18 protein-coding genes are annotated in these 22,331 nt (G+C 63.5%); 10 read left to right on the plus strand and 8 right to left on the minus strand.

Features of this window, described 5'->3' with window-relative positions; all coding sequences use genetic code 11:
• Positions 1-66 precede the first annotated feature (66 nt).
• Positions 67-975: an EamA family transporter gene (locus NAO55_RS09765; protein WP_102838847.1), complete on the plus strand. Its 909-nt coding sequence runs from the start codon at positions 67-69 to the stop codon at positions 973-975.
• Here the strand turns inward: NAO55_RS09765 and treF are convergent.
• Positions 972-2,624 carry an alpha,alpha-trehalase TreF gene (gene treF, locus NAO55_RS09770; RefSeq protein ID WP_232244573.1) on the minus strand — a complete coding sequence of 551 codons (1,653 nt, stop codon included), beginning with the start codon at positions 2,622-2,624 and terminating at the stop codon, positions 972-974. The two genes, NAO55_RS09765 and treF, sit on opposite strands and share 4 nt — an antisense overlap.
• The gene (locus NAO55_RS09775; RefSeq protein WP_102838849.1) at positions 2,621-3,388 is read right to left on the minus strand and encodes an SDR family NAD(P)-dependent oxidoreductase; all 768 of its coding nucleotides are present in this window, start codon (positions 3,386-3,388) and stop codon (positions 2,621-2,623) included. Before NAO55_RS09775 ends, treF begins: the two co-directional genes overlap by 4 nt.
• Positions 3,389-3,591: 203 nt before the next feature.
• Between NAO55_RS09775 and rarD the strand changes: the two genes are divergently transcribed.
• A complete protein-coding gene (gene rarD / locus NAO55_RS09780) occupies positions 3,592-4,482 on the plus strand; it encodes an EamA family transporter RarD (RefSeq protein WP_063540751.1) in 891 nt (296 codons plus the stop codon).
• Between the two features lie 3 nt (positions 4,483-4,485).
• Here the strand turns inward: rarD and NAO55_RS09785 are convergent, their stop codons facing one another.
• Positions 4,486-5,010: a glycine cleavage system transcriptional repressor gene (locus tag NAO55_RS09785; protein WP_063540750.1), complete on the minus strand. Its 525-nt coding sequence runs from the start codon at positions 5,008-5,010 to the stop codon at positions 4,486-4,488.
• A 227-nt stretch (positions 5,011-5,237) separates the two neighbouring features.
• Here NAO55_RS09785 and NAO55_RS09790 point away from each other — a divergent pair, with 227 nt between their 5' ends.
• The 6 genes from NAO55_RS09790 to NAO55_RS09815 all read left to right on the plus strand — a co-directional run bounded on the left by NAO55_RS09790 (position 5,238) and on the right by NAO55_RS09815 (position 13,681).
• Complete coding sequence (locus tag NAO55_RS09790; protein ID WP_102838850.1) at positions 5,238-7,418, plus strand: malate synthase G; 2,181 nt, start codon at positions 5,238-5,240, stop codon at positions 7,416-7,418.
• A 200-nt stretch (positions 7,419-7,618) separates the two neighbouring features.
• Positions 7,619-9,241, plus strand: a complete 1,623-nt coding sequence (locus tag NAO55_RS09795) for a methyl-accepting chemotaxis protein (protein WP_102838851.1) — start codon at positions 7,619-7,621, stop codon at positions 9,239-9,241.
• Between the two features lie 18 nt (positions 9,242-9,259).
• Positions 9,260-10,441: a porin gene (locus NAO55_RS09800; RefSeq protein ID WP_102838852.1), complete on the plus strand. Its 1,182-nt coding sequence runs from the start codon at positions 9,260-9,262 to the stop codon at positions 10,439-10,441.
• Positions 10,442-10,452: 11 nt separating this feature from the next.
• Complete coding sequence (locus NAO55_RS09805) at positions 10,453-10,857, plus strand: phosphate ABC transporter substrate-binding protein (protein WP_102838853.1); 405 nt, start codon at positions 10,453-10,455, stop codon at positions 10,855-10,857.
• 185 nt (positions 10,858-11,042) lie between these two features.
• Entirely contained in the window at positions 11,043-12,977 is a 1,935-nt protein-coding gene (locus NAO55_RS09810) for a putative nucleotidyltransferase substrate binding domain-containing protein (RefSeq protein WP_102838854.1), read from the plus strand.
• Positions 12,974-13,681 (plus strand): 3'-5' exonuclease, encoded by a 708-nt coding sequence (locus NAO55_RS09815; RefSeq protein ID WP_063540744.1) that lies wholly within the window; start codon positions 12,974-12,976, stop codon positions 13,679-13,681. The genes NAO55_RS09810 and NAO55_RS09815 overlap by 4 nt, the downstream gene beginning before the upstream one ends.
• A gap of 138 nt (positions 13,682-13,819) precedes the next feature.
• Here NAO55_RS09815 and NAO55_RS09820 read toward each other — a convergent pair whose 3' ends face one another.
• From NAO55_RS09820 to rloA2, 4 genes are all read right to left on the minus strand, one after another.
• A complete protein-coding gene (locus NAO55_RS09820; protein ID WP_102838855.1) occupies positions 13,820-14,338 on the minus strand; it encodes a hypothetical protein in 519 nt (172 codons plus the stop codon).
• Between the two features lie 97 nt (positions 14,339-14,435).
• Positions 14,436-16,205 (minus strand): sodium:solute symporter family protein, encoded by a 1,770-nt coding sequence (locus tag NAO55_RS09825; RefSeq protein WP_102838856.1) that lies wholly within the window; start codon positions 16,203-16,205, stop codon positions 14,436-14,438.
• Between the two features lie 3 nt (positions 16,206-16,208).
• Positions 16,209-16,472: a DUF4212 domain-containing protein gene (locus NAO55_RS09830; protein WP_063540741.1), complete on the minus strand. Its 264-nt coding sequence runs from the start codon at positions 16,470-16,472 to the stop codon at positions 16,209-16,211.
• 665 nt (positions 16,473-17,137) lie between these two features.
• The gene (gene rloA2 / locus NAO55_RS09835) at positions 17,138-17,647 is read right to left on the minus strand and encodes a retropepsin-like aspartic peptidase RloA2 (RefSeq protein WP_063540740.1); all 510 of its coding nucleotides are present in this window, start codon (positions 17,645-17,647) and stop codon (positions 17,138-17,140) included.
• A gap of 143 nt (positions 17,648-17,790) precedes the next feature.
• On the opposite strand from rloA2, the gene dbpA reads away from it, so the two are divergent.
• Together dbpA and yccS are read left to right on the plus strand one after the other, a co-directional pair.
• The gene (gene dbpA, locus NAO55_RS09840) at positions 17,791-19,170 is read left to right on the plus strand and encodes an ATP-dependent RNA helicase DbpA (RefSeq protein ID WP_102838857.1); all 1,380 of its coding nucleotides are present in this window, start codon (positions 17,791-17,793) and stop codon (positions 19,168-19,170) included.
• 137 nt (positions 19,171-19,307) lie between these two features.
• On the plus strand, positions 19,308-21,491 hold the full coding sequence (gene yccS / locus NAO55_RS09845; RefSeq protein WP_102838858.1) for a YccS family putative transporter: 2,184 nt from the start codon (positions 19,308-19,310) through the stop codon (positions 21,489-21,491).
• Here the strand turns inward: yccS and NAO55_RS09850 are convergent.
• Positions 21,488-22,252, minus strand: coding sequence for a substrate-binding periplasmic protein (locus NAO55_RS09850; protein ID WP_102838859.1), 765 nt, complete (start codon positions 22,250-22,252; stop codon positions 21,488-21,490). The genes yccS and NAO55_RS09850 overlap by 4 nt on opposite strands.
• Positions 22,253-22,331 lie beyond the last annotated feature (79 nt).

The raw sequence follows: 22,331 nt of genomic DNA on the forward strand, positions 1-22,331 counted from the left end.
GTGAGGGGGCCGTGAAGCCGCCTCACCGGCATAATCGAGCACCGCAGCAGGTGGATCACAACTTCCATGCAGACGACCGCCACGCCATTTCCGCGCCATACCGCCGTGCTGATCCTCGCCGCACTGGCCAGCTCCTTTGCCGCCAATCATATTGCCGCACGCATCGCCTTCGACCATGACACTGGACTGCTACTGGCCGTGCTCTGCCGCGCCGGGGTGACGATGCTGGCGCTGGCCACACTGGTGTTATGGCGCCGCGAGTCGTTGCAGCTGAGCCCCGCCACCTGGCGCTGGCAAGTCCTACTAGGCCTGCTGATCGCAGTGCAGAGCATCTGTATCTATTCGGCTGTAGCACGCATTCCGGTGGGGCTTGCACTGCTGGTGGTCAACCTCTCGCCGATCCTGCTGGCACTGCTGACCTGGCTGCTCGGCGGCCCCCGGCCGACCCGCCAGACACTGGCGGTCATGGGCCTGATCCTGTTCGGCCTGGTGCTGGTGCTCGACGTGCCTGCACGTCTGGTCAGCAGCGAGGCGCCGGACGGCCAGTGGGTCGCCGGCATCCTGTTCAGCCTGACGGCTGCCGCGGTGTTCGCGGTGGCGCTGTGGGTGACCGAACACAAGCTGTCGAGCATGGCCGGTTCGGTGCGCAGCATGCTGACGCTGATCGTGGTGTTTCTCGCCTCGGCCCTGCTCGGCAGCAGCGGCCTGATTCCCGGCGGGCTCGGCCTGCCCAGCGCCACAGCCGGCTGGATCGCCCTCGCCTGCCTGGTGCTGCTCTATGGCGCGGCCTTCTCGACCTTGTTCATCTGCATGCCACGGCTGAACATTGCACGCAACGCTCCAGTGATGAACATGGAACCGGTCGCCGGCATGCTGCTGGGCTGGCTGGTGCTTGGCCAGCTACTCGGACCCTTGCAAGTGCTCGGTAGCCTGATCGTCGTAGGGGGTATCGTTCTGCTGGCGTACCGCCGCTAGGGCCGGCGCCCGCCGTTGCCGGAACCCAGCCGTTCGCGTCCGCTGCGGTCAATCTGCGAGCATTGCCCGGCACGACAGCGGTTGGCCTCGTGATTGGGATCTTCCTGCATCAGTTTGCGGGTGACGCCGTTGGTCCAGCCGAAGCCGTCCTGCAACGGGTATTCGCCGCCGCCGGCGTGCTCGGTACAGGGCCGCAGCACGTATTTTTCCACCAGCTTGTTCTCGCGCTCGAACAGGTGACTGACGATGGTCAGCCAGCGCTCCTCGATCTCGAGCGCCAGGGCGTTATGGCCATAGTGCTGCAGGCCACGAATGGCCATCCACTGCAGCGGTGCCCAGCCATTGGGGCGGTCCCACTGCTCGCCGCTGCCGCTGATCTCGGTAGTGGCCAGCCCGCCTGGCGCCAGCAGGCGCTCACGTACCGTCGCCGCCACCGCCGCGGCCTGCTCGACGCCGGCCATGCGCACGAACAATGGCGCGAGGGTCGCGGCGGTGAGGTTGTCGCGCGGCCGGCCACGCTGCCAGTCATAATCGAAATACGCACCGCAACGCGGGTTCCACAGGTATCGATCGATGGCCGCCCGGCGCGATTCGGCACGCTGGGCAAAGGTCTCGGCACAGCTGTGCTGGCCCTTGACCGCCGACAGCTCGGCGATCTGCCGCTCCAGCTTGTAGAGCAGCGCGTTGAGGTCGATCGGCAGGATGCCGGTGGTACGGATGGTCGCCAGCCGGTGGGCGTCGTCGAGCCAGCGCGAGCTGAAGTCCCAGCCCGACTCGGCGCCAGCGCGCAGATCGCGGTAGACCTCGTGCCGCGGCCGGCAGCTGGCCCGCGCAGTCTCGACATCCTCGCGATAGGACTCCTCGCGTGGCGTGTCGCGCTCGTCCCAGTAGCGGTTGAGCACCACCCCATCCGCCAGACAGACGCAGCGTCGATGCTGCTCGCCTGGGCGCAGCGAGTCGGCACCCTCCATCCAGAAGGCGTATTCCTTGCGCAGTTGCGGCAGGTAGTCGCTGGCGCGGTGGACGCCGGTTTCCTCGAACAGCTCGGTCATCAGGGCGAATACCGGCGGCTGCGAGCGCCCCAGGTAATAGGTGCGGTTGCCGTTGGGCACGTGGCCGTAGGTGTCGATGAGGTAGGCGAAGTTGTCTGCCATCGAGCGCAGCAGGTCGCAGTGTCCGCTTTCGTCCAGGCCGAGCATGGTGAAGTAGGAGTCCCAGTAGTACAGCTCGGTAAAGCGCCCGCCTGGTACCACGTAGTCGTACGGCAGCGGCAGCAGCGAGGAATGCGCCGGATGGTCCTGCGGCTGCCGGGTGAGCACCGGCCAGAGCCGGTCGATGTGTTCGGCCAGGCTGTCATCGGGGTTCGCGACGAATTCCCTGGCCGGCATCTCGTAAAGGCTGAAGTGCTCATGAACGAAGGCGCCGAGATCGAAGCCCGGCTCGTTGCAGCGGGCGCGGTAGGCCTCGAGGATGACTTCGGGATGGCGCCGCGGCGCGCAGTCGACGAAGGTCTTGCTATCGGCAAACACCCGCTGCATCTGCACGGCGACGAACAGCTCCTGATAGCGCTCGGCAGGCGTGAGCGTGTCGGCCCGCGAGATGGCGCTGGTGTCGTGGCTGAACGGCTGGCACGGCGGGATATCGGTCATTGCTCGCTGTAGTTCCATAGCAGGCCGCCATCGACCACCAGTGTAGACCCGGTGATGTACTCGGCGTCGGGTGAGGCCAGAAAGGCAACGACGCCGGCGACGTCGTGCGGGCGGCCGAGACGGCCGGCAGGGATGTTCTGCAGCAGGTTGGCGAGCTTGTCCGGCTGATTCATCAGCTCGCGGTTGATCGGCGTTTCCACCGCGCCGGGCGCCACGTTGTTCACCGTGATGCCCAGCGGCGCCAGCTCGATGGCGATGTTGCGCATGAGCATCTTCAGCCCGCCCTTGCTTGCACAGTAGGCGGTGAAGTTGGGGTGCGGCAATTCCTCGTGCACCGAACTGTTGTTGATGATCCGCCCACCACGGCCCTGCTCGCGCAGATAGCGGGCGAAGGCCTGGGCGAGGAAGAACGGCCCGCGCAGGTTGACGTCGAGTACCCGGTCGTAGTCGCCCTCTTCGGCGTCGAGAAATGCGGCGTGGGTCTGCACCCCGGCGTTGTTGACCAGGATGTCCAGCCTGCCCATCTGCGCGATGCTTTCGCGCACCAGCCGCTGGCATTGCCCGACCTGGCTGACGTCCGCGGCGATGAAGCAGACCTTCCTCCCAACGGCGCGTACCTGTTCGAGGCTGGCACGGGCCTCGTCATCCTCCTCGCGACCGTTGATGACCACGTCGGCCCCCTCCTCGGCCAGGCGCACGGCGATGCCGCGGCCGATGCCCTGAGTGCTGCCGGTGACCAGGGCGACCTGATTGTGCAAGCGCATTGCCGTCCTCCGCTCGCGCTGACCCGCGCGCTGCCGTCTCGATTAGCGATGCAGATGAGACGAGGGCAAGCGCCCGAGTGTTCCCCTTTGTTGATCGATCGGACAGTCCGTCGCGCGGGAACGCTCTGTTAGCTGACTAATCTTTCTCTCCCGCAGGCAAAGGCGCAGAATGGCCGGCTCTCCGCTGCCCGTAGAAGGAATTCATGCAAACCGCCGATTTGCGCAAGGGTTATCTGCTGGGGCTGGCCACCTTCAGCATCTGGGGCATGTTTCCGCTCTACTTCAAGGCGCTCGAGCAGTACGGCGCGCTGGAGATCGTCACCCAGCGGGTGATCTGGTCGGCCGTGTTCGGCTCGCTGGTACTACTGGTCTGGCGCCATCCAGGCTGGTGGCGCGAGCTGCTGGCGCACCCGCGGCGCCTGGGCGTGCTGGGTATCTCCAGCGTGCTGATCGCGGCCAACTGGCTGATCTACGTCTGGGCGGTGAACCACGACCGCATGGTCGAGGCGAGCCTGGGCTACTACATCAATCCACTGGTCAATGTGCTGCTCGGCATGATCGTGCTGCGCGAGCGGCTGCGCCCGCTGCAGTGGCTGGCGGTGGCGATGGCCACCGTCGGCGTCAGCCTGCAGTTGCTGATGCTCGGCGAATTCCCGTGGATTTCCATGGTGCTGGCGCTGAGCTTCGGCAGCTACGGCCTGCTGCGCAAGCTGGCACCGGTGGCCGCGCTACCCGGACTGGTGGTGGAAACCTGGATGTTGCTGCCGGTCGCGCTGGTCTGGCTGTTCTGGTTCAGCAGCGGCACGAGCACGGAACCCGCATTCTGGACCAGCACCGACGCGCTCTGGCTGATGGCGGCCGGCCCGGTGACGCTGATCCCGCTGCTCGGCTTCAACGCCGCCGCGCGCCACCTGCCGTATTCGACCCTGGGCTTCCTGCAGTACCTGACGCCGACGCTGCTGCTGATCCTCGCCGTGCAGCTGTTCGGCGAGCCGTTCCCGGTCGACCGGCAACTGGCCTTCTTCTGCATCTGGGCCGGACTTGCGGTGTACAGCCTGGATACCTGGCGCATCATGCGCAAAAGCGCCGGCTGAGCACTACACCTGCTCGGCAGGCTGCAGCTTGAGCTCGACCATCAGGTCGTCGGCAAGGGTTTCCAGGCGCTGCTGCAGCCGCTCCAGCGACAGCTCGCTGGGCACCGCCAGACGCACCTCGGCGCGGAAAAGCAGTTCGCTGCTCATCGGCGCCGGCAGCACCTCGGTATCCAGGCTTTCCAGATTGACGCCGTGCTCGGCGAGCAGGTGGGTGATGTCGCGGACGATGCCCGGCCGGTCGTTGCCGACCAGCTCCAGCTGAATCTCCTGCCAGCTTGTTGTCGGCTCCGCACCGCTGTGGGCCAGCAACACGCGAATGCCCTGGGTCTGCAGGCTTTCCAGCGCGGCAGTCAGCTCGGCATGGGCGTCTGCCGGCACGGCCACCCGCAGAATGCCGGCGAACTGCCCAGCCATGCGCGACATGCGGCTCTCCAGCCAGTTGCCGCCATGATCGGCAATGCACTTGGCCAGTCGTTCGACCAGACCGGGCTGATCTTTGGCAATGACGGTGAGAACGAGGTGATCCATGGACTGCTCCTGTGGCGGGATTCGCGCGCCCGATGGCGACGGCCCAATAGGTATAGCAGGCCCCACTCGCGATGACAGCACCGCCTGTACCGGCATGCTCGCAAGGCCGACGCAACCTGCGCTTTCAGCGGACTGATTTTCCCCGACGCTTCATGTAGTATCCGGCGACCTCGGACTACAAAAGCGAAACCGTCCGGCGAAATTAGAAGAACCAAGTGAGGCGAGTAATGACTGAGCGCGTTCAAGTCGGTGGCCTGCAGGTCGCCAAAGTCCTGTATGACTTCGTGAACAACGAGGCGATTCCCGGTACCGGCGTCGATGCCGCCGCCTTCTGGGCTGGCGCCGACAGCGTCATCCACGACCTGGCGCCGAAGAACCGCGCCCTGTTGGCCAAGCGCGACGAGCTGCAGGCCAAGATCGACGCCTGGCACCAGGCTCGCGCCGGTCAGGCCCATGACGCCGTGGCGTACAAGGCCTTCCTGCAGGAAATCGGCTACCTGTTGCCGGAAGCCGAAGACTTCCAGGCCACTACCGAGAACGTCGACGAAGAAATCGCCCGCATGGCCGGCCCGCAGCTGGTGGTGCCGATCATGAATGCGCGCTTCGCCCTGAACGCGGCCAACGCTCGCTGGGGCTCGCTGTACGACGCGCTGTATGGCACCGACGCCATCTCCGAAGAAGACGGCGCTACCAAGGGCCCGGGCTACAACGAGATCCGCGGCAACAAGGTCATCGCCTACGCGCGCAACTTCCTCAATGAAGCCGCTCCGCTGGAAACCGGCTCGCACGTCGACTCCACCGGCTACCGCATCGAAGGCGGCAAGCTGGTCGTCTCGCTGAAGGACGGCAGCACCACCGGCCTGAAGAACCCGGCTCAGCTGCAGGGCTTCCAGGGCGAAGCCAGCGCACCGATCGCCGTGCTGCTGAAGAACAACGGCATTCACTTCGAGATCCAGATCGACCCGGCCAGCCCGATCGGCCAGACCGACGCCGCCGGCGTGAAGGACATCCTGATGGAAGCGGCGCTGACCACCATCATGGACTGCGAAGACTCCATCGCCGCCGTCGACGCCGACGACAAGACCATCGTCTACCGCAACTGGCTCGGCCTGATGAAGGGCGACCTGGTCGAGGAGCTGGAAAAGGGCGGCAAGCGCATCACCCGCGCGATGAACCCGGACCGCGTCTACACCAAGGCCGACGGCAACGGCGAGCTGACCCTGCATGGCCGCTCGCTGCTGTTCATCCGTAACGTCGGTCACCTGATGACCAACGACGCCATCCTCGACAAGGAAGGCAACGAAGTGCCGGAAGGCATCATGGACGGCCTGTTCACCAGCCTGATCGCGGTGCACAACCTCAAAGGCAACACCAGCCGCAAGAACACCCGCACCGGCTCGATGTACATCGTCAAGCCGAAGATGCACGGCCCGGAAGAAGTGGCCTTCGCCACCGAACTGTTCGGCCGCGTCGAGGACGTCCTCGGCCTGCCGCGCAACACTCTCAAGGTCGGCATCATGGACGAGGAGCGTCGTACCACGATCAACCTCAAGGCCTGCATCAAGGAAGCGCGCGAGCGCGTGGTGTTCATCAACACCGGCTTCCTCGACCGCACCGGTGACGAGATCCACACCTCCATGGAAGCCGGCCCGATGGTGCGCAAGGCGGCCATGAAAGCCGAGAAGTGGATCAGTGCCTACGAGAACAACAACGTCGACGTCGGTCTGGCCTGCGGCCTGCAGGGCAAGGCGCAGATCGGCAAGGGCATGTGGGCCATGCCTGACCTGATGGCCGCGATGCTCGAGCAGAAGGTCGGCCACCCCATGGCCGGCGCCAACACCGCCTGGGTACCGTCGCCGACCGCTGCCACCCTGCACGCCATGCACTACCACAAGATCGACGTGCAGGCGCGTCAGGTCGAACTGGCCAAGCGCGAGAAGGCGTCCATCGACGACATCCTCACCATCCCGCTGGCGAAAGACACCAACTGGAGCGAGGAAGAAAAGCGCAACGAGCTGGACAACAACTCGCAGGGCATCCTCGGCTACATGGTCCGCTGGGTCGAACAGGGCGTTGGTTGCTCCAAGGTGCCGGACATCAACGACATCGCGCTGATGGAAGACCGCGCCACCCTGCGTATCTCCAGCCAGCACGTGGCCAACTGGATGCGCCATGGCGTGGTGACCAAGGATCAGGTGATCGAGAGCCTCAAGCGCATGGCCCCGGTAGTCGACCGTCAGAACCAGGGTGACCCGCTGTACCGCCCGATGGCGCCTGACTTCGACAACAGCGTGGCCTTCCAGGCCGCGCTGGAGCTGGTCCTCGAAGGCACCAAGCAGCCCAACGGCTACACCGAGCCGGTGCTGCACCGCCGCCGCCGCGAGTTCAAGGCCAAGAACGGCCTGTAACGCTCAGCCTGGCTGCAAACGAACCGCCCTACGGGGCGGTTTTTTTATCTTCCGAATCCGCTCAACGGCGCTCAAGTTCGGCATGCGACAACCGATACCGTGACCAAGCTAACAAATCAAGTCACACTGGTTTCCGATAGATGGCATGTCGCCACCATGTGTCATCTCGTAGTATTCGCCGCCCGCCGTGGAGTCGCTGCATGTTCAAGAATCTTTCGTTGACCGCCAAGCTTTCGTTGGTGCCTGCCGTCGCACTGCTCGGGCTGATCCTCTATGTCGGCTATACCTCGCTGCAGCTGTCGGCGACCGATTCTCGGCTGCAAATGCTTGAAAGCCAGAGTTACCCGACACTGGAAAAGGCCGATGCGGTGATCTTTCAGTTTTCACGCATTCCAGGGCTGCTGAACAACGCTGTTGCGGCGGGCGAAGCGGGCATTCTCGGCGAAGCGCGTGAAGTCCTGAGCGAGATAGATGCACAACAGCAGGCGCTGGCGACGCTTCTCAGCGGCCAACCTCAACGCCGACAGGCGCTCGATAGCTGGCGCAATGCGGTGAAGGGCTACGCCGACAATGCCCTCGGCGCGTCTGCAAAGCTGATCGATGGCAGCGCCTCGTTTGATGACCTGCGACCGAGCCTGGATCGCATGGCCAGTGATCTGGCTCAGGCGCAGAAACTGGCCAGCGACTTCCGTGCCGGTGCCTACGCCGACTTCCAGCAAACCCTCGCGGAAACCCGCGAAGCCAACGAAAACACCACGCGCCTGGGCATCATCCTCAGCCTGGTGCTCGTCGTCGTGGTAGGCCTCGGTGCCTGGCTTGTCATCCGTAGCGTAATGGTCAACGTGCGTGGCGTGATCGCGTCGCTGCAATCTATCGCCCGCGGCGACGGCGATCTGACGCAGCGCGTGAACGTCAAATCGAATGACGAGATTGGCGCAATGATCGAGCTGTTCAATGGTTTTCTCGACAAGCTGCAGGGCACCATTCGCCAGATTATCGAGGCCGCCAGCCCGCTCGGCCAGGTATCGAAGGAGCTCTACAACCTGACCCAAGGTTCAGAAGAGAACGCCAAGTCGCAACAGCACCACACTGACTCCATTACCCGCGACATCCTCACCATGACCGGTAGCATTCAAGAGGTGGCGCAGCGCTCGCAGCAGGCCTCCGACGAAGCCAACTCCGCCGCCCGCCAGGCCGCCACCGCGCGTGAGCACGTCGGCAGCCTGTCCAGCGGCATCAGCGATCTGGGCAACAGTGTGATGAGCGCTGTGCAGGCCATGGAGCAGCTGGAAGAGGAAACCCAGGAAGTGGGTTCAGTGCTGACGGTGATCCGCAGCATTGCCGAGCAGACCAATCTGCTGGCGCTCAACGCCGCCATCGAGGCCGCCCGCGCCGGTGAGCAAGGCCGCGGTTTCGCCGTGGTCGCCGATGAGGTGCGTAACCTCGCCCAGAAGACCGCCGCCTCCACCGCCGAGATCCAGCAGATCATCCAGCGCCTGCAGAACAGCGCCAACACCGTACTCAACGTAATGACCAGCAACGGCGAGAAATCCCGCGCCAGTATCGAGCGCTCGGTAGAAGCCACCCAATTGCTCGAAACCATTGCCCAGACCGTCAACCAGATCGACGAACTCAACGCCGGCATCGCCCAGTTCACTCAGGAGCAGATCGGCCTGTCGAGTTCCATCCAACAAGAAACCCAAGTGTTGCAGCAGGACGCACAAGCAACCGCAAACGGCGCCGAAGCCACCGCCCGCCTTGGCGAACAACTGGTGAGTACCGGAGACCACCTGCGCGCGGCTACGGGCCAATTCCGTGTTTAACGATTCCTGGAGCATCAAATGACTGCACTTCGTGTCGCCGGCCTGGCAGCTGTCTGCCTGGCCGCAACTCCTGCCTTCGCCCTGGAACAGGGCGAACACCGCTTCAACGGTTTCGGTACCGTCGGCTTCACCCACCTGGGTGGTGAAGATGACGGTCGCAGCTACGGCATTCAGGGCCAGACCAACGACTCCTGGCGCGGCGATCAGCTGTCCAAGTTCGGCGCCCAGCTGAGCTACGGCATCACCGATACCCTCGGCGTGACCGTGCAGGGCACAGCCAAAGCCCAGCAGGATGAGTGGAAAGCCAATCTGGAATGGGCCTATCTGTCGCTGCAGGCCAACGACCAGCTGATGCTCCGCGCCGGCCGCCTGCGCAGCCCGGTCTACATGTATTCCGAAAGCCTCGACGTGGGTTACAGCTACCCCTGGCTGCGCCTGCCCGACGAGGTCTACAGCCAGGTGCAGGTCACCAATTACGAAGGCATCGATGCGGTGTACACCGTACCGCTGTCGTACGGCTCGGTGACCTTCCAGATCGCTGGCGGGCAAGCGAAGAATCGCGATTACTACTCCTACGACGAGCAGTTCGATATCGACTACGGCAAGCTGTTCGGCGCCAGCGTCAGCCTGGCCACCAATGACTTCGGCACGCTGCGTATCGGTTATGTCGAAGCGGATATTAAGACCGATATCACCGGCAACGTGGTCAGCGTACTGCCGCAGCCCTATGGCCCGGGCGTTGGAGTCGCCGAGCAGCGCTCGCTGCTGCAGCTGAACAAGGAGAAAGGCAAGTTCACCTCGATCGGCTACCAGTACGACAACGGCACCTGGATCAGCAGCAACGAGTGGACTTCGCGCCTGATCGAGAACGACGGCATGGAAGCGATCGACTCCTTCTACCTGATGGGTGGCCGCCGCTTCGGTGATTTCCTGCCGCATGTCACCTATGCGCAGCTGGACGACAACGGTGGTCGCCAGAGCTCCTGGACCCTGGGACTTAACTACCAGGCCACGCCGACCGTGGTGGTGAAGGGCGAGTACAAGCGCGTCGACACCAAGAACGGCTACGATGGAGTGTTCACCCGCAACGCCCAAGAGCTTTACGAGAACGAGGCGTTCGCACGAACCGGCGTAGCCGGCACTCCGGCCCGCAACTACGACGGCGACATCGTTTCCGTCGGCGTCGATTTCGTATTCTGAGGAGCGCACCGATGAAAGCATCCATTCGCATCCTCTGCGGCGCCGCCGTGCTCGGTCTGGCCGCCATGGCCCAGGCCGAGGTCGCCGTGATCGTCAATCCCGCCGCAGCCAAGACGCCCTCTCAGTCGGATGTCGCCAACATCTTCCTGGGCAAGGACAAGTCCATGAAGGGTGTCGACCAGGCGGGCTGGAACCCGGCCAAGGAAGCGTTCTACGCCGGCGTGACCAGCAAGAACGAGTCGCAGCTCAAGTCCTACTGGTCGGGTCTGATCTTCACCGGCAAGGGCCAGCCCCTGCCCAGCGTCGCTGACGACGCGGCGGTGGTGGCCAAGGTAGCTGCCGAAGCCGACGCCATCGGCTACGTCGACGCCTCGGCAGTAAACGGCTCGGTCAAGGTGCTGTTCACCCTGCCCTGAGCTCGATGACGAAGCAAAGGAGCCGGCCCCAGTGGCCGGCTTTCTTATGCCTGAAATTCATCGCAACAGCTCGAAACACGAGGCTGATCCCGATCAGCTTTCCTAGCGTCCGCGCTGACTAGACTTACGTCCAATTGGGTCTGGCCGACCCGCAGCCCACCATTAATAAAAAGTGGAAGCCAAACATGAGCACACCCGACGCCTTCTCCCAGGCAGGGAAGACGGCTGTACTGCAGAACATCCATGGAACCATGGAGTTTCTGCGCAAGTACGCCCCGTTCAACCAGATGGAGCCGGCCCATCTGGCTTACCTGGTGGAGAACTGCGAGCTGCGCTTCTACGCCGAGGGCGACTGCATCATTTCGCCCGAGGACGGTGTGGTACAGCATTTCTATATCGTCAAGCAGGGCCGCGTTCACGGTCAGCGCCCGCACACCGCCAAACGCGGCACCGACACGACCTTCGAGGTCATCGTCGGCGAATGCTTCCCGATGGCCGCGCTGATGGGCGAGCGAGCGACCCGTACCGCGCATCTGGCGGCCGAGGACACTTTCTGTTTCCTGCTGAACAAGCCTGCCTTCGTCAAGCTGGTCTCCAGCTCCGACGTGTTTCGCGACTTCGCCATACGCGGCGTCAGCAGCCTGCTCGACCTGGTCAACCAGCAGGCGCAGATGCGTGCGGTGGAAAGCCTCGGTGAGAACTTCTCGCTGGAAACCAGCATTGGCGAGCTGGCCCTGCATCACCCGGTGTCCTGCCTGCCGAGCCGGCCGCTCAACGAAGCGGTGGCGATGATGCAGGAGGAGAACGTCGGCAGCATTGTCATCGTCGATGAAGCGCTGCACCCCCAGGGCATCTTCACTCTGCGCGACCTGCGTCGCGCCATCGGCACCGGCACCACCGATCTGAGCCAGCCGATCTCGCAGTTCATGACGCACGATCCATTCTATCTGCCACCCGACGCCACCGCCTTCGACGCGGCGATCGCCATGACCGAGCGGCATATCGCCCATGTCTGCGTCGTCGATAACGGGCTGCTGCGCGGCGTGATCTCCGAGCGCGACCTGTTCTCCCTGCAGCGGGTCGACCTGGTGCACCTGGCACAGACGATTCGGCATGCCGACCATGTCGATGCACTGGTGGTCATCCGCAGCCGCATTCGCCAGCTGGTCGACAACATGCTCGCCCATGGCGCGTCGTCGACGCAGATCACCCGCATCGTCACCCTGCTCAATGATCACACCGTCTGCCGCGTCATCGAGCTGGCGATCAAGCACATGGGCGATCCAGGCGTTCCGTTCACCTGGCTGTGCTTCGGCAGCGAGGGTCGACAGGAGCAGACGCTGCACACCGACCAGGACAACGGCATGCTTTTCGAGGCCGCCGATGCCGCCGAGGCTGCGCATATCCGCGGCCGGCTGCTGCCGCTGGCCGAGCGGATCAACCGCGACCTGGATACCTGCGGCTTTACCCTGTGCAAAGGCAACATAATGGCCAGCAACGCGCAGCTGTGCCTGTCGCGACAGGAATGGAGTCGGCGCTTCAGCTCGTTCGTTCGTGAGGCTACGCCGGAAAACCTGCTCGGTAGCTCCATCTATTTCGATCTGCGCAGCATCTGGGGCCCTTCCGAGGGCTGCGAGCAACTGCGCCAGGACCTGCTCGAGGAGATCGGCGACAACAGTCTGTTCCAGCGCATGATGGCCGAAAACGCCCTGCGCCATCGTCCACCGGTCGGCCGCTTCCGTGACTTCGTGGTGGCCCGCAAAGGCGACGGCAAGGACACCCTGGACCTCAAGGTGCAGGGCCTGACGCCGTTCGTCGATGGTGCACGGCTACTGGCGCTGAGCAATGGCATCGGCAACTGCAACACGCTCGAACGATTGCGCAAACTGGTCGAAAAGGGTGTGATCGAAAAGAAGGACGGCGCGGCCTACGAAGAGGCCTATCATTTCATTCAGCAGACCCGCATGCAGCACCACCAGCAGCAGGCACGCGACGGATTGCCCTATTCCAACCGCTTGGACCCGGATACGCTCAACGTGCTCGATCGCCGGATCCTACGGGAGTCGTTCCGTCAGGCCCAGCGTCTACAGGCCAGTCTCGCGGTGCGCTATCAGCTATGAGTATGTTCTGGTTCAACCCACGCGGGCCGAAACTATCCCTGGAGCAGCAACAGCGCGTTGCCGAGCTGCAGCGGCCGTCTCCTCCCAAAGCCGTGCCTCTGCGCGAGCAACGGCTGGTCGTCCTGGATCTGGAAACCACCGGCTTGCATCTCAAGCGCGACCTGGTGATCGCCATCGGCGCAGTGGTAATCGAGAACGGCGCCATCGCCTATTCCCAGCAGTTCGAATGCACGCTCTGTCGCCAGGTCAAGGTAAACGAAAGCGTACTGATCCATGGCATCGCGCCCAGCGAACTGGCCAGCGGCCTGCCGCCGGCAGAGGCTTTACTGAGCTTCATGGAGTTCGCCGCCGACAGCGTCATCCTGGCCTTTCACTCCCCGTTCGATCAGCGCATGCTGGCCCGCGCGTTGAAACAGGAGCTTGGCTATAACCTGGAACACAGCTTTCTCGATGTAGCCGACCTGGCGCCCATGCTGTTTCCGGAAGCGATGATTCATCGCGGCGGGCTGGACCACTGGCTCGGTTACTTCAACATCCACATTCCGCAACGCCACAATGCCGCAGCCGACGCCATGGCTACAGCTGAGATCGCCCTGATCCTGCTGAATCGTGCGCAGCGCACCGGACTCCAGCGTTTCGACGAACTGGCTCAGCGGCTCAGATGCTGGCAGCGCGCACGCAAGGCGGCGTTCAACTCGATCTGATGCCCCGACCGCGCCGCGACATGGCGGCAGGTGGCCTCGGTCACGCGGACTTCGGCCCGCTCCGATTTGCGCCACGCCGTGGTAGGCACCGAACACCAGTGGCCGGTGCGTGGTGCCTGGCTCTGCTGGTATATCCCGTCAACGGTCACGTTCGCAGATGGCCTGGTACAGCGGTGAATCGCTTTCCAGCTCGGTCAGCGTTTCGACCTTGGCCTCTCCGGCATCGTTGAGCCTGAACATGGCCCTCTCGCTGCAGATCAGCTGATAGCTGGCGCTCTTCACGACCGACGTCAGGTGTTGCTTCTCGAAACGGTACAGCACGAAGCGGCCGAGACGGCCTTGAGTGGTGTCCTGTACCTGGGCATTCGCACCGTCCAGCACGGTATAGGCCAACGGCATCGGATAGATCATCGTCCAGGGGCGCCAGAGCATTTCGCCCTCTTCGCTCCTGACCACCAGCGATCCTTCCGGCAGGCGCGCTTGCGTGGTTTCGAACCAGGTGTACTCGTAATGGATGGTGTAACTCAGCATTCCCAGTCCGGCGCAGACGGGAATGATCCATTTCGGCAGTCGCTTACGCGTCAGTGAGCGCAGCAGCAGGCCAATACCGGCTCCCGCCACACCTGCGACGATTGCCGCGATTAGATGCCAGAACATATACGACTCCCCTAAAAAAATCGGGCTTCCAACTGGAAGCCCGACTTCTACCTCAACCTTGTGTCAGAGCAGGTCTGACGTCCGGCTGCATTATCAGTTAGTGATCAAGTGCAACGCCAGCACCCTTCGGGGTACGAACGCTCTCGACCAGATCCTGAATCTCCTGCGGCGGAGCCTCGGTAGCCATCGAAACGGCGTAGGCAACAGCGAAGTTCAGAATCGCACCCACGGCACCGAAGGCCTGCGGGGAGATGCCCATCCACCACTGATCAGGAGTGTTCGGGATGCTTGCGGTGCCAGGGATGAAGAACCAGCCGAGGTACAGGAAGATGTACACGGCAGTGGAGATCACACCAACCAGCATACCGGCGACCGCACCCTTGCTATTCACGCGCTTGGAGAAGATACCCATCATCAGCGCCGGGAACAGGCTCGCTGCCGCCAGACCGAATGCCAGCGCCACCACTTGCGCGGCGAAGCCCGGTGGATTCAGACCCAGCCAGGTGGCCAGCAGAATCGCTGCCGTCATGGACAGACGGGCTGCCAGCATTTCGTTCTTCTCGCTGATCTTCGGATTGATGAGTGTCTTGATCAGGTCATGACTGATCGCAGACGAGATCGCCAGCAGCAGACCCGCAGCGGTCGAGAGCGCAGCAGCGATAGCACCCGCAGCGATCAGACCGATGACCCAGCCCGGCAGGTTGGCGATTTCCGGGTTGGCCAGAACGATGATGTCATTGTTCACGGTCAGCTCGTTGCCGTTCCAGCCACGCTCGGTAGCGGTCGGAGTGAAGGCGGCGTTGGCGTCGTTGTACATCTGCACACGACCGTCGGCGTTCTTGTCTTCCCACTTGATCAGACCAGTCTGTTCCCAGGTCTGCACCCACTGCGGACGATCTTCATAACGGATCGCTTCGGCCTGCGGGCCTTCCGGATAGATGGTGTTGACCAGGTTCAGGCGTGCCATGGAGGCAACGGCCGGAGCGGTGAGATACAGCAGGGCGATGAAGACCAGGGTCCAGCCAGCGGACCAGCGGGCATCAGCCACCTTCGGTACGGTGAAGAAGCGGATGATGACGTGCGGCAGACCAGCGGTACCGATCATCAGCGACAGGGTGAACAGGAACATGTTCAGCTTGTTGTCGACGTCAGCGGTGTAGGCAGCGAAGCCAAGGTCAGTAACGACCTGGTTCAGCTTGTCGAGCAGCGGCATACCGGACTCGGTATGAGTGCCGAACATCCCGAGCATCGGGATCGGGTTGCCAGTCAGCTGCATGGCGATGAACACGGCCGGGATGGTGTAGGCAATGATCAGAACCACGTACTGCGCCACCTGGGTATAGGTGATGCCCTTCATGCCGCCGAATACTGCGTAGGCGAACACGATGGCAGCAGCGATCCAGATACCGGCGGAGTTGCTCACTTCCAGGAAGCGGGAGAACGCCACACCAGCACCAGCCATCTGGCCGATTACGTAGGTAACGGAGATGAGGATGAGGCAGACGACAGCTACCAGGCGAGCGCCACGGCTGTAGAAACGGTCACCGATGAAGTCCGGCACGGTGAACTTGCCGAACTTGCGCAGGTACGGCGCCAGCAGCATCGCCAGCAGCACGTAACCACCGGTCCAGCCCATCAGGTACACGGAAGTGGCATAACCGCCGGAAGCGATCAGACCGGCCATGGAAATGAAGGAAGCCGCAGACATCCAGTCTGCCGCCGTTGCCATACCGTTGGTTACCGGGTGAACACCACCACCAGCGACATAGAACTCTTTAGTTGACCCGGCGCGAGCCCAGACCGCGATCCCGATATAGAGCAGGAACGAGGCGCCCACGAACAGCATGTTGATCCAATATTGGCTCATGGCTTATTCCTCAACCCCAAATTCCTTGTCCAGTTTGTTCAGCCGCCAAGCGTAGTGGAAGATGATCGCAATGAACGTGATGATGGAACCCTGTTGAGCAAACCAGAAGCCTAGATCCGTACCCCCGACGGGGATTCCGGAAAGCAGGGGACGCAAGAGAATGGCAAAGCCATAAGAGACCAGAGCCCAGACCACGAGGCTCCATGTTATGAGGCGAACATTCGCCTTCCAGTACGCAGCAGCATTTTCTTTATCGTTGTCGGCCATTGACGTTCTCCGCCTTATTGTTATTGCGAGTGAGAGAAAACCACATGCTGAATCTAACAAATGTGCCTTATAGAATGAAAGCCCCGACTTTAGTCTGACAATCAACCCCGAGCGGCGACCGGGCACTGCGCCAGAGCCTGCGAAGACGCCGCGTTCGCCACCAGCACTTTGCCATCAGGCGGGCGCTAACCTTCGATCCAGACCGCCGCCCATCTCCTTGCCAGCGGTCCGCCAGCAGCCGTACGGATGAGGTTGGCAGCCGGCAACGGCCGGTTTAAACGCGACTAACCGGTCACCAAACTACCAACCGTTATATATATTTGAAGGACAACGGCAGAGCAGAACAATACACGGGCAATGCAATACAAAAAGACACAACGAATTAATTAACTTATAGCGATTCCACTTAAATAAATTAATTAATTTCACGCCAGATTACGCCATTAATTAGCACTAATGTATTGCCGATTCATTGCACTTGCTCGAGTCGGGCCGAGACAATCAGCAGCGCACCATGGCACGACTGCTAGCTAGTCATGCGCACCGCCGGCCAGTGAACGGCAGACCAGCCGTGAATGGAGGGACGGACCCCGGCCCGGTACGGCCTGGGCCCGCCGTAGCACTGCGAGGCGAGGCGCAGGCCTAAGGCTGACGCACGGCGGCGCTCAGCAGGTCGGCTGGCCCGCCGTGTAACGTTCGGTCGGGTAGATCGCGGCGTTCAGGTCGCGAATGGTTTCCGCGCCGATGAGCAGCGGGTAGCTGAAATGGCTGCGGTCGGTGAGGTTGACCTCGACCTCGCGCAGCTGGTCGCCAATGCACAGCTGCATGCCAACGATGGGACGCTCGGCGCGCGGCGGCTCGCTTCCCGGATCGATGTCGCCGGCTTCCTCGGCACGGGTCTTGATCCGACTGATGCCCAGCATGCGCTGCTCATAGAGCGTGTCATCGGCGCCATCCACGGCCAGGCGGAACCGCACCCAGTCCTCGCCGTCGCGCTGGAACTGCTCGATATCACGGGCCGACAGCGAGGCCGTCATTGCGCCAGTGTCCATCTTGGCCGGAAGGATCTTGCCGATCTCTTCGATCTTGATTCGTTCGTAACGTCCATAGAGCGTGGGCTCGGCTGCAAAAGCGGGTAGTGCCAGCAACCCAGCGAGGAAAAGCACACGAGACAAAACAACCTCCTGCTTAGAGCGATTGGGTAGTTTTCGATCAGGCGTCACCTCCAGGGTTCCGTCTACCGAAGCGCCCATGCGCGCCGCGTGTTTTAGTGGCGCCTGTTAGACTGCCGGTCGATTCCTTGCCGAAGACTCTTTCCGTGACCAGTACCGCCTTTTCCTCGCTGCCCCTCTCCGCGGCCATGCTGGCCAATCTCGAAGCGCTCGGTTACACGGCGATGACCCCGATCCAGGCGCAGAGTCTGCCCATCATGCTCAAGCGCCAGGACCTGATCGCACAGGCCAAGACCGGCAGCGGCAAGACCGCCGCCTTCGGCATCGCCCTGCTCGACCCGATCAACCCGCGCTACTTCGGCTGTCAGGCGCTGGTCCTGTGCCCGACCCGCGAGCTGGCCGACCAGGTGGCCAAGGAACTGCGCCGGCTGGCACGGGCGGCGGACAACATCAAGATCCTCACCCTCTGCGGCGGGGTCTCCATCGGCCCGCAGATCGCATCGCTGGAGCATGGCGCCCACGTGATCGTCGGCACGCCGGGACGCGTGCAGGAGCACCTGAAGAAAGGCACCCTGAAGCTCGACGGCCTGAACACGCTGGTCCTCGACGAAGCCGACCGCATGCTGGACATGGGCTTCTACGACGCCATCGCCGAAATCATCGGACAGACGCCGGCCAGGCGGCAGACGCTGCTGTTCTCGGCCACCTACCCGGCCGGCATCAAGCAACTGTCGGCCACCTTCATGCGCGACCCGCAGCAGGTACGGGTCGAGGCGCTGCATGACGACACCCAGATCGAACAGCGCTTCTATGAAATCGATCCGCAGCAGCGCATGACTGCCGTGGTGCGCGTGCTGAGCGCCTTTCGACCGCAGAGCTGCGTAGCGTTCTGCTTTACCAAACAGCAATGCCAGGAGCTGGTCGAGCAGCTGACCAGCAAAGGCATTTCCGCGGCAGCGCTCAACGGCGATCTGGAACAGCGCGACCGCGACCAGGTGCTGGCGATGTTCGCCAACCGCAGCCTGTCGGTGCTGGTGGCAACCGATGTTGCCGCGCGCGGCCTGGATGTCGAGGCGCTGGACCTGGTGATCAACGTCGAGCTGGCGCGCGATCCGGAGATCCACGTGCATCGCATCGGCCGTACCGGACGGGCCGGCAAGCAGGGCCTGGCGGTCAGCCTCGTGGCGCCGGCCGAAGCCCATCGTGCACAGGCCGTTGAAAATCTGCAGCAAGCACCACTCAACTGGCAGCCACTGGATGCGCTCGAGTCGCAGTCCGGGGAACCGTTGCAGCCACCCATGGTGACCCTGTGCATCGCCGCGGGGCGCAAGGACAAGCTGCGCCCCGGCGACATCCTCGGCGCCCTGACCGGCGACGCCGGCATCCCGGGCAGCCAGGTGGGCAAGATCGCCATCTTCGATTTCCAGGCCTTTGTCGCAGTGGAACGAACTGTCGCCAGGCAGGCCCTCAAGCGGCTGAACGATGGCAAGATCAAGGGCCGCTCGCTGAAGGTGAGACAACTGTAGAACCGTAACGCAGTGCACGGCGAAGACGAGACACGCATACGGCCATCGAGGGAATGGGACTTGCAAAGCAAGATCGCTACCGTGACAGCCGCAAGAGCGCGACCGTCCAATCCGCTGCCACCTTGATGGACCGATAGATGCCGCAACCCTCGTTCCGCCAGTCACTGCGGCGCCTCTGGGCGCTGGAGAAGTTCGGCTACAGCCTGCGCGTGCTCATCGCCATGGCCGGCAGCATGGGCCTGAGCTGGTACCTCGGACAGCCGTCGCTGATCATCCCGCTGTTCCTCGGCATCATCGCCAGCGCCCTGGCGGAGACCGACGACAGCTGGCTGGGCCGGCTCAGCGCGCTGCTGGTGACCCTGCTGTGCTTCAGCATCGCCGCGATCGCCGTCGAGTTGCTGTTTCCCTATCCGTGGCTGTTCGTCGCCGGCCTGGCGTTGTCCACCTTCGCCCTGGTCATGCTCGGTGCGCTCGGCGAACGCTACGGCGCGATCGCCCAGGCCACGCTGATCCTCTCCATCTACAGCATGATCGCCGCCGATCAGCGCAACGGCGAACTGCAGCAGTTCTGGCGCGACCCGCTGCTGCTGGTGGCCGGCGCCGCCTGGTATGGCCTGCTGTCGGTTTGCTGGAACGCGCTGTTCGCGCACCAGCCGGTGCAGCAGAGCCTGGCGCGGTTGTATCGCGAGCTGGGCCTGTACTTTCGCTACAAGGCCGCGCTGTTCGAGCCGGTGCGCCAGCTGGACGTCGAACAGCGCCGGCTCGAGCTGGCGCAGCAGAACGGCCGGGTGGTCAGCGCCCTGAATGCGGCCAAGGAAACCCTGCTGCACCGCCTGGGCAGCGGCCGCCCCGGCAGCAAGATCAATCACTACCTGAAGCTTTACTTCCTCGCCCAGGACCTGCACGAGCGTGTCAGCTCTTCGCACTACCCTTACCAGGCCCTCGCCGAAGCCTTCTTCCACAGCGACGTGCTGTTTCGCTGCCAGCGCTTGCTGCGTCTGCAGGCCAGCGCCTGCAGCGAACTCGGCGAGGCCATCCAGCTGCGCCAGACGTTTCGCTACAGCGAGGCCAATGCCCAGGCGCTGGAGGACCTGCAGGCGTCGCTGGAGCACCTGCGCGAGCAGAACAACCCGGCCTGGCGCGGCCTGCTGCGCTCGCTGCGTGCGCTGTCGAGCAACCTCTCCACCCTGCAGCGCCAGCTCGCCAGTGCCAGCGACCCCGCCGCGCTGGAAGGCACGCAGGACAGCAGCCTTTTGGATCGCCAGCCGCAGACGCTGCGCGAGGCCTTCAACCGCATCCGCCTGCAGCTGACGCCGACGTCCCTGCTGTTCCGCCACGCCCTGCGCATGGCCATCGCCCTGGTCGCGGGTTACGCCGCGCTGCACGCCATCCATCCCGAGCAGGGCTACTGGGTGCTGCTGACCACCGTATTCGTCTGCCAACCCAACTATGGCGCCACCCGGATCAAGCTGGTGCAGCGGATCAGCGGCACCGTGCTCGGCCTGGTGGTCGGCTGGGCGCTGTTCGATCTGTTCCCCAGCCAGCCGGTGCAGGCACTGTTCGCCGTGGTCGCCGGAGTGGTGTTCTTCGCCACCCGCAGCACGCGCTACACCCTGGCCACGGCCGCGATCACGCTGATGGTGCTGTTCTGCTTCAACCAGGTCGGCGATGGCTACGGGCTGATCTGGCCGCGCCTGTTCGATACCCTGCTCGGCAGCCTGATCGCCGCCGCCGCGGTGTTCCTGATCCTGCCCGACTGGCAGGGCCGGCGTCTGAACCAGGTGGTCGCCAACACCCTCAGCTGCAACAGCGACTACCTGCGCCAGATCATGCGCCAGTACGACAGTGGCAAGCACGACGACCTGGCCTACCGCCTGGCCCGGCGCAACGCCCACAACGCCGATGCCGCGCTGTCGACCACCCTCTCCAACATGCTTCTGGAACCCGGGCACTTCCGCAAGGATGCCGAGACCGGCTTTCGCTTTCTGATCCTCTCGCACACCCTGCTGAACTACCTGTCCGGCCTCGGCGCCCATCGCGAAAGCCTGCCTGACGATGCCAGCGATGCGCTGCTCGAGCGCGCCGCGGAGCAGCTGGCGGCGAGCCTTGACGATCTGGCCACGGCGCTGGCACAGAACGAACCCGTGGCCATCTACAGCGAAGAGGAAGAAGCGCTGGCGCAGCAGCTCGAACAGATTCCAGAGGAGATGGACGATGCCCATCGCCTGGTGCAGACCCAGCTCGGGCTGATCTGCCGTCAGCTGGCGCCGCTGCGCAGCATGGCCGCGCACCTGATCAAGCAGCAGCCGGTTCAGCGTTAGTACCGGGGCAACGCCTCCGGGGCGGGCATGCCGTGGCGGCGAAAGATCGCCGCGTAGCTGCCGTCCTCGACCATCGCGGCGATCTCACGCTCGAAGGTCGCCACGATGTCGGCCGCCTGCGGGTGGTCGCTGCGCACCACCAAGGACAGCCCGGCCCGCCTGAACTCACCGGGGACGAAGGAGAGTTCATCCCGCTCATGGCCCAGCTCGCGCTCGAGATGGAACAGTACGGTGCGCTCATCCTCCAGCGTCAGGTCGACACGTCCGGCAAGCACCATCGCCGCCGCCTGGACGAAACTGGCAGCGTAGCCCTTTTGCAGCCGCGTGTTGTCGTCCAGTTCGTCGCTGTACATGTAGCCCCGGCTCAAGGCGATGGGATGGCCGATCAGGCTATCGAGGCCGTCATAGCGAAAGTCGCTTCCGCGTCGCTGGACCCAGCGCATCCGGTTGACCAGAAACGGGCGGGAGCTCAGCGTGTAGTCGACGCGCTTGAGCGTCGGCCAGCCATTGACCATGTCGTAGCTACCGCTGCGCAGGCCGACCAGTGCGCGCTCCCAGGGCACCTCGATGTACTCGACCCGGTAGCCCCCGCGTTCCAGCGCGGTGCGGATCAGCTCGACGGACAGCCCTTCGCCGGGCAGGCTCTTGTCCGTATAGGGCGGCCAGACGTTGCCGGCCAGACGAAGCACCTCGGCCGGCAGCGAAGCGCTTGCCAGCAGCAACATCAGTCCGATCAATCGTCGCATGGCCATCACGTCCACCCGCCCCTCTGGCAAAGCGCTATCAGCTCATCAGAACACAAGGCAGGTCGATTGACGTCGGCGCCTCGTCGGATGCCTG

This window comes from Stutzerimonas frequens, from assembly GCF_024448335.1.
GTDB classification, from domain to species: domain Bacteria; phylum Pseudomonadota; class Gammaproteobacteria; order Pseudomonadales; family Pseudomonadaceae; genus Stutzerimonas; species Stutzerimonas frequens.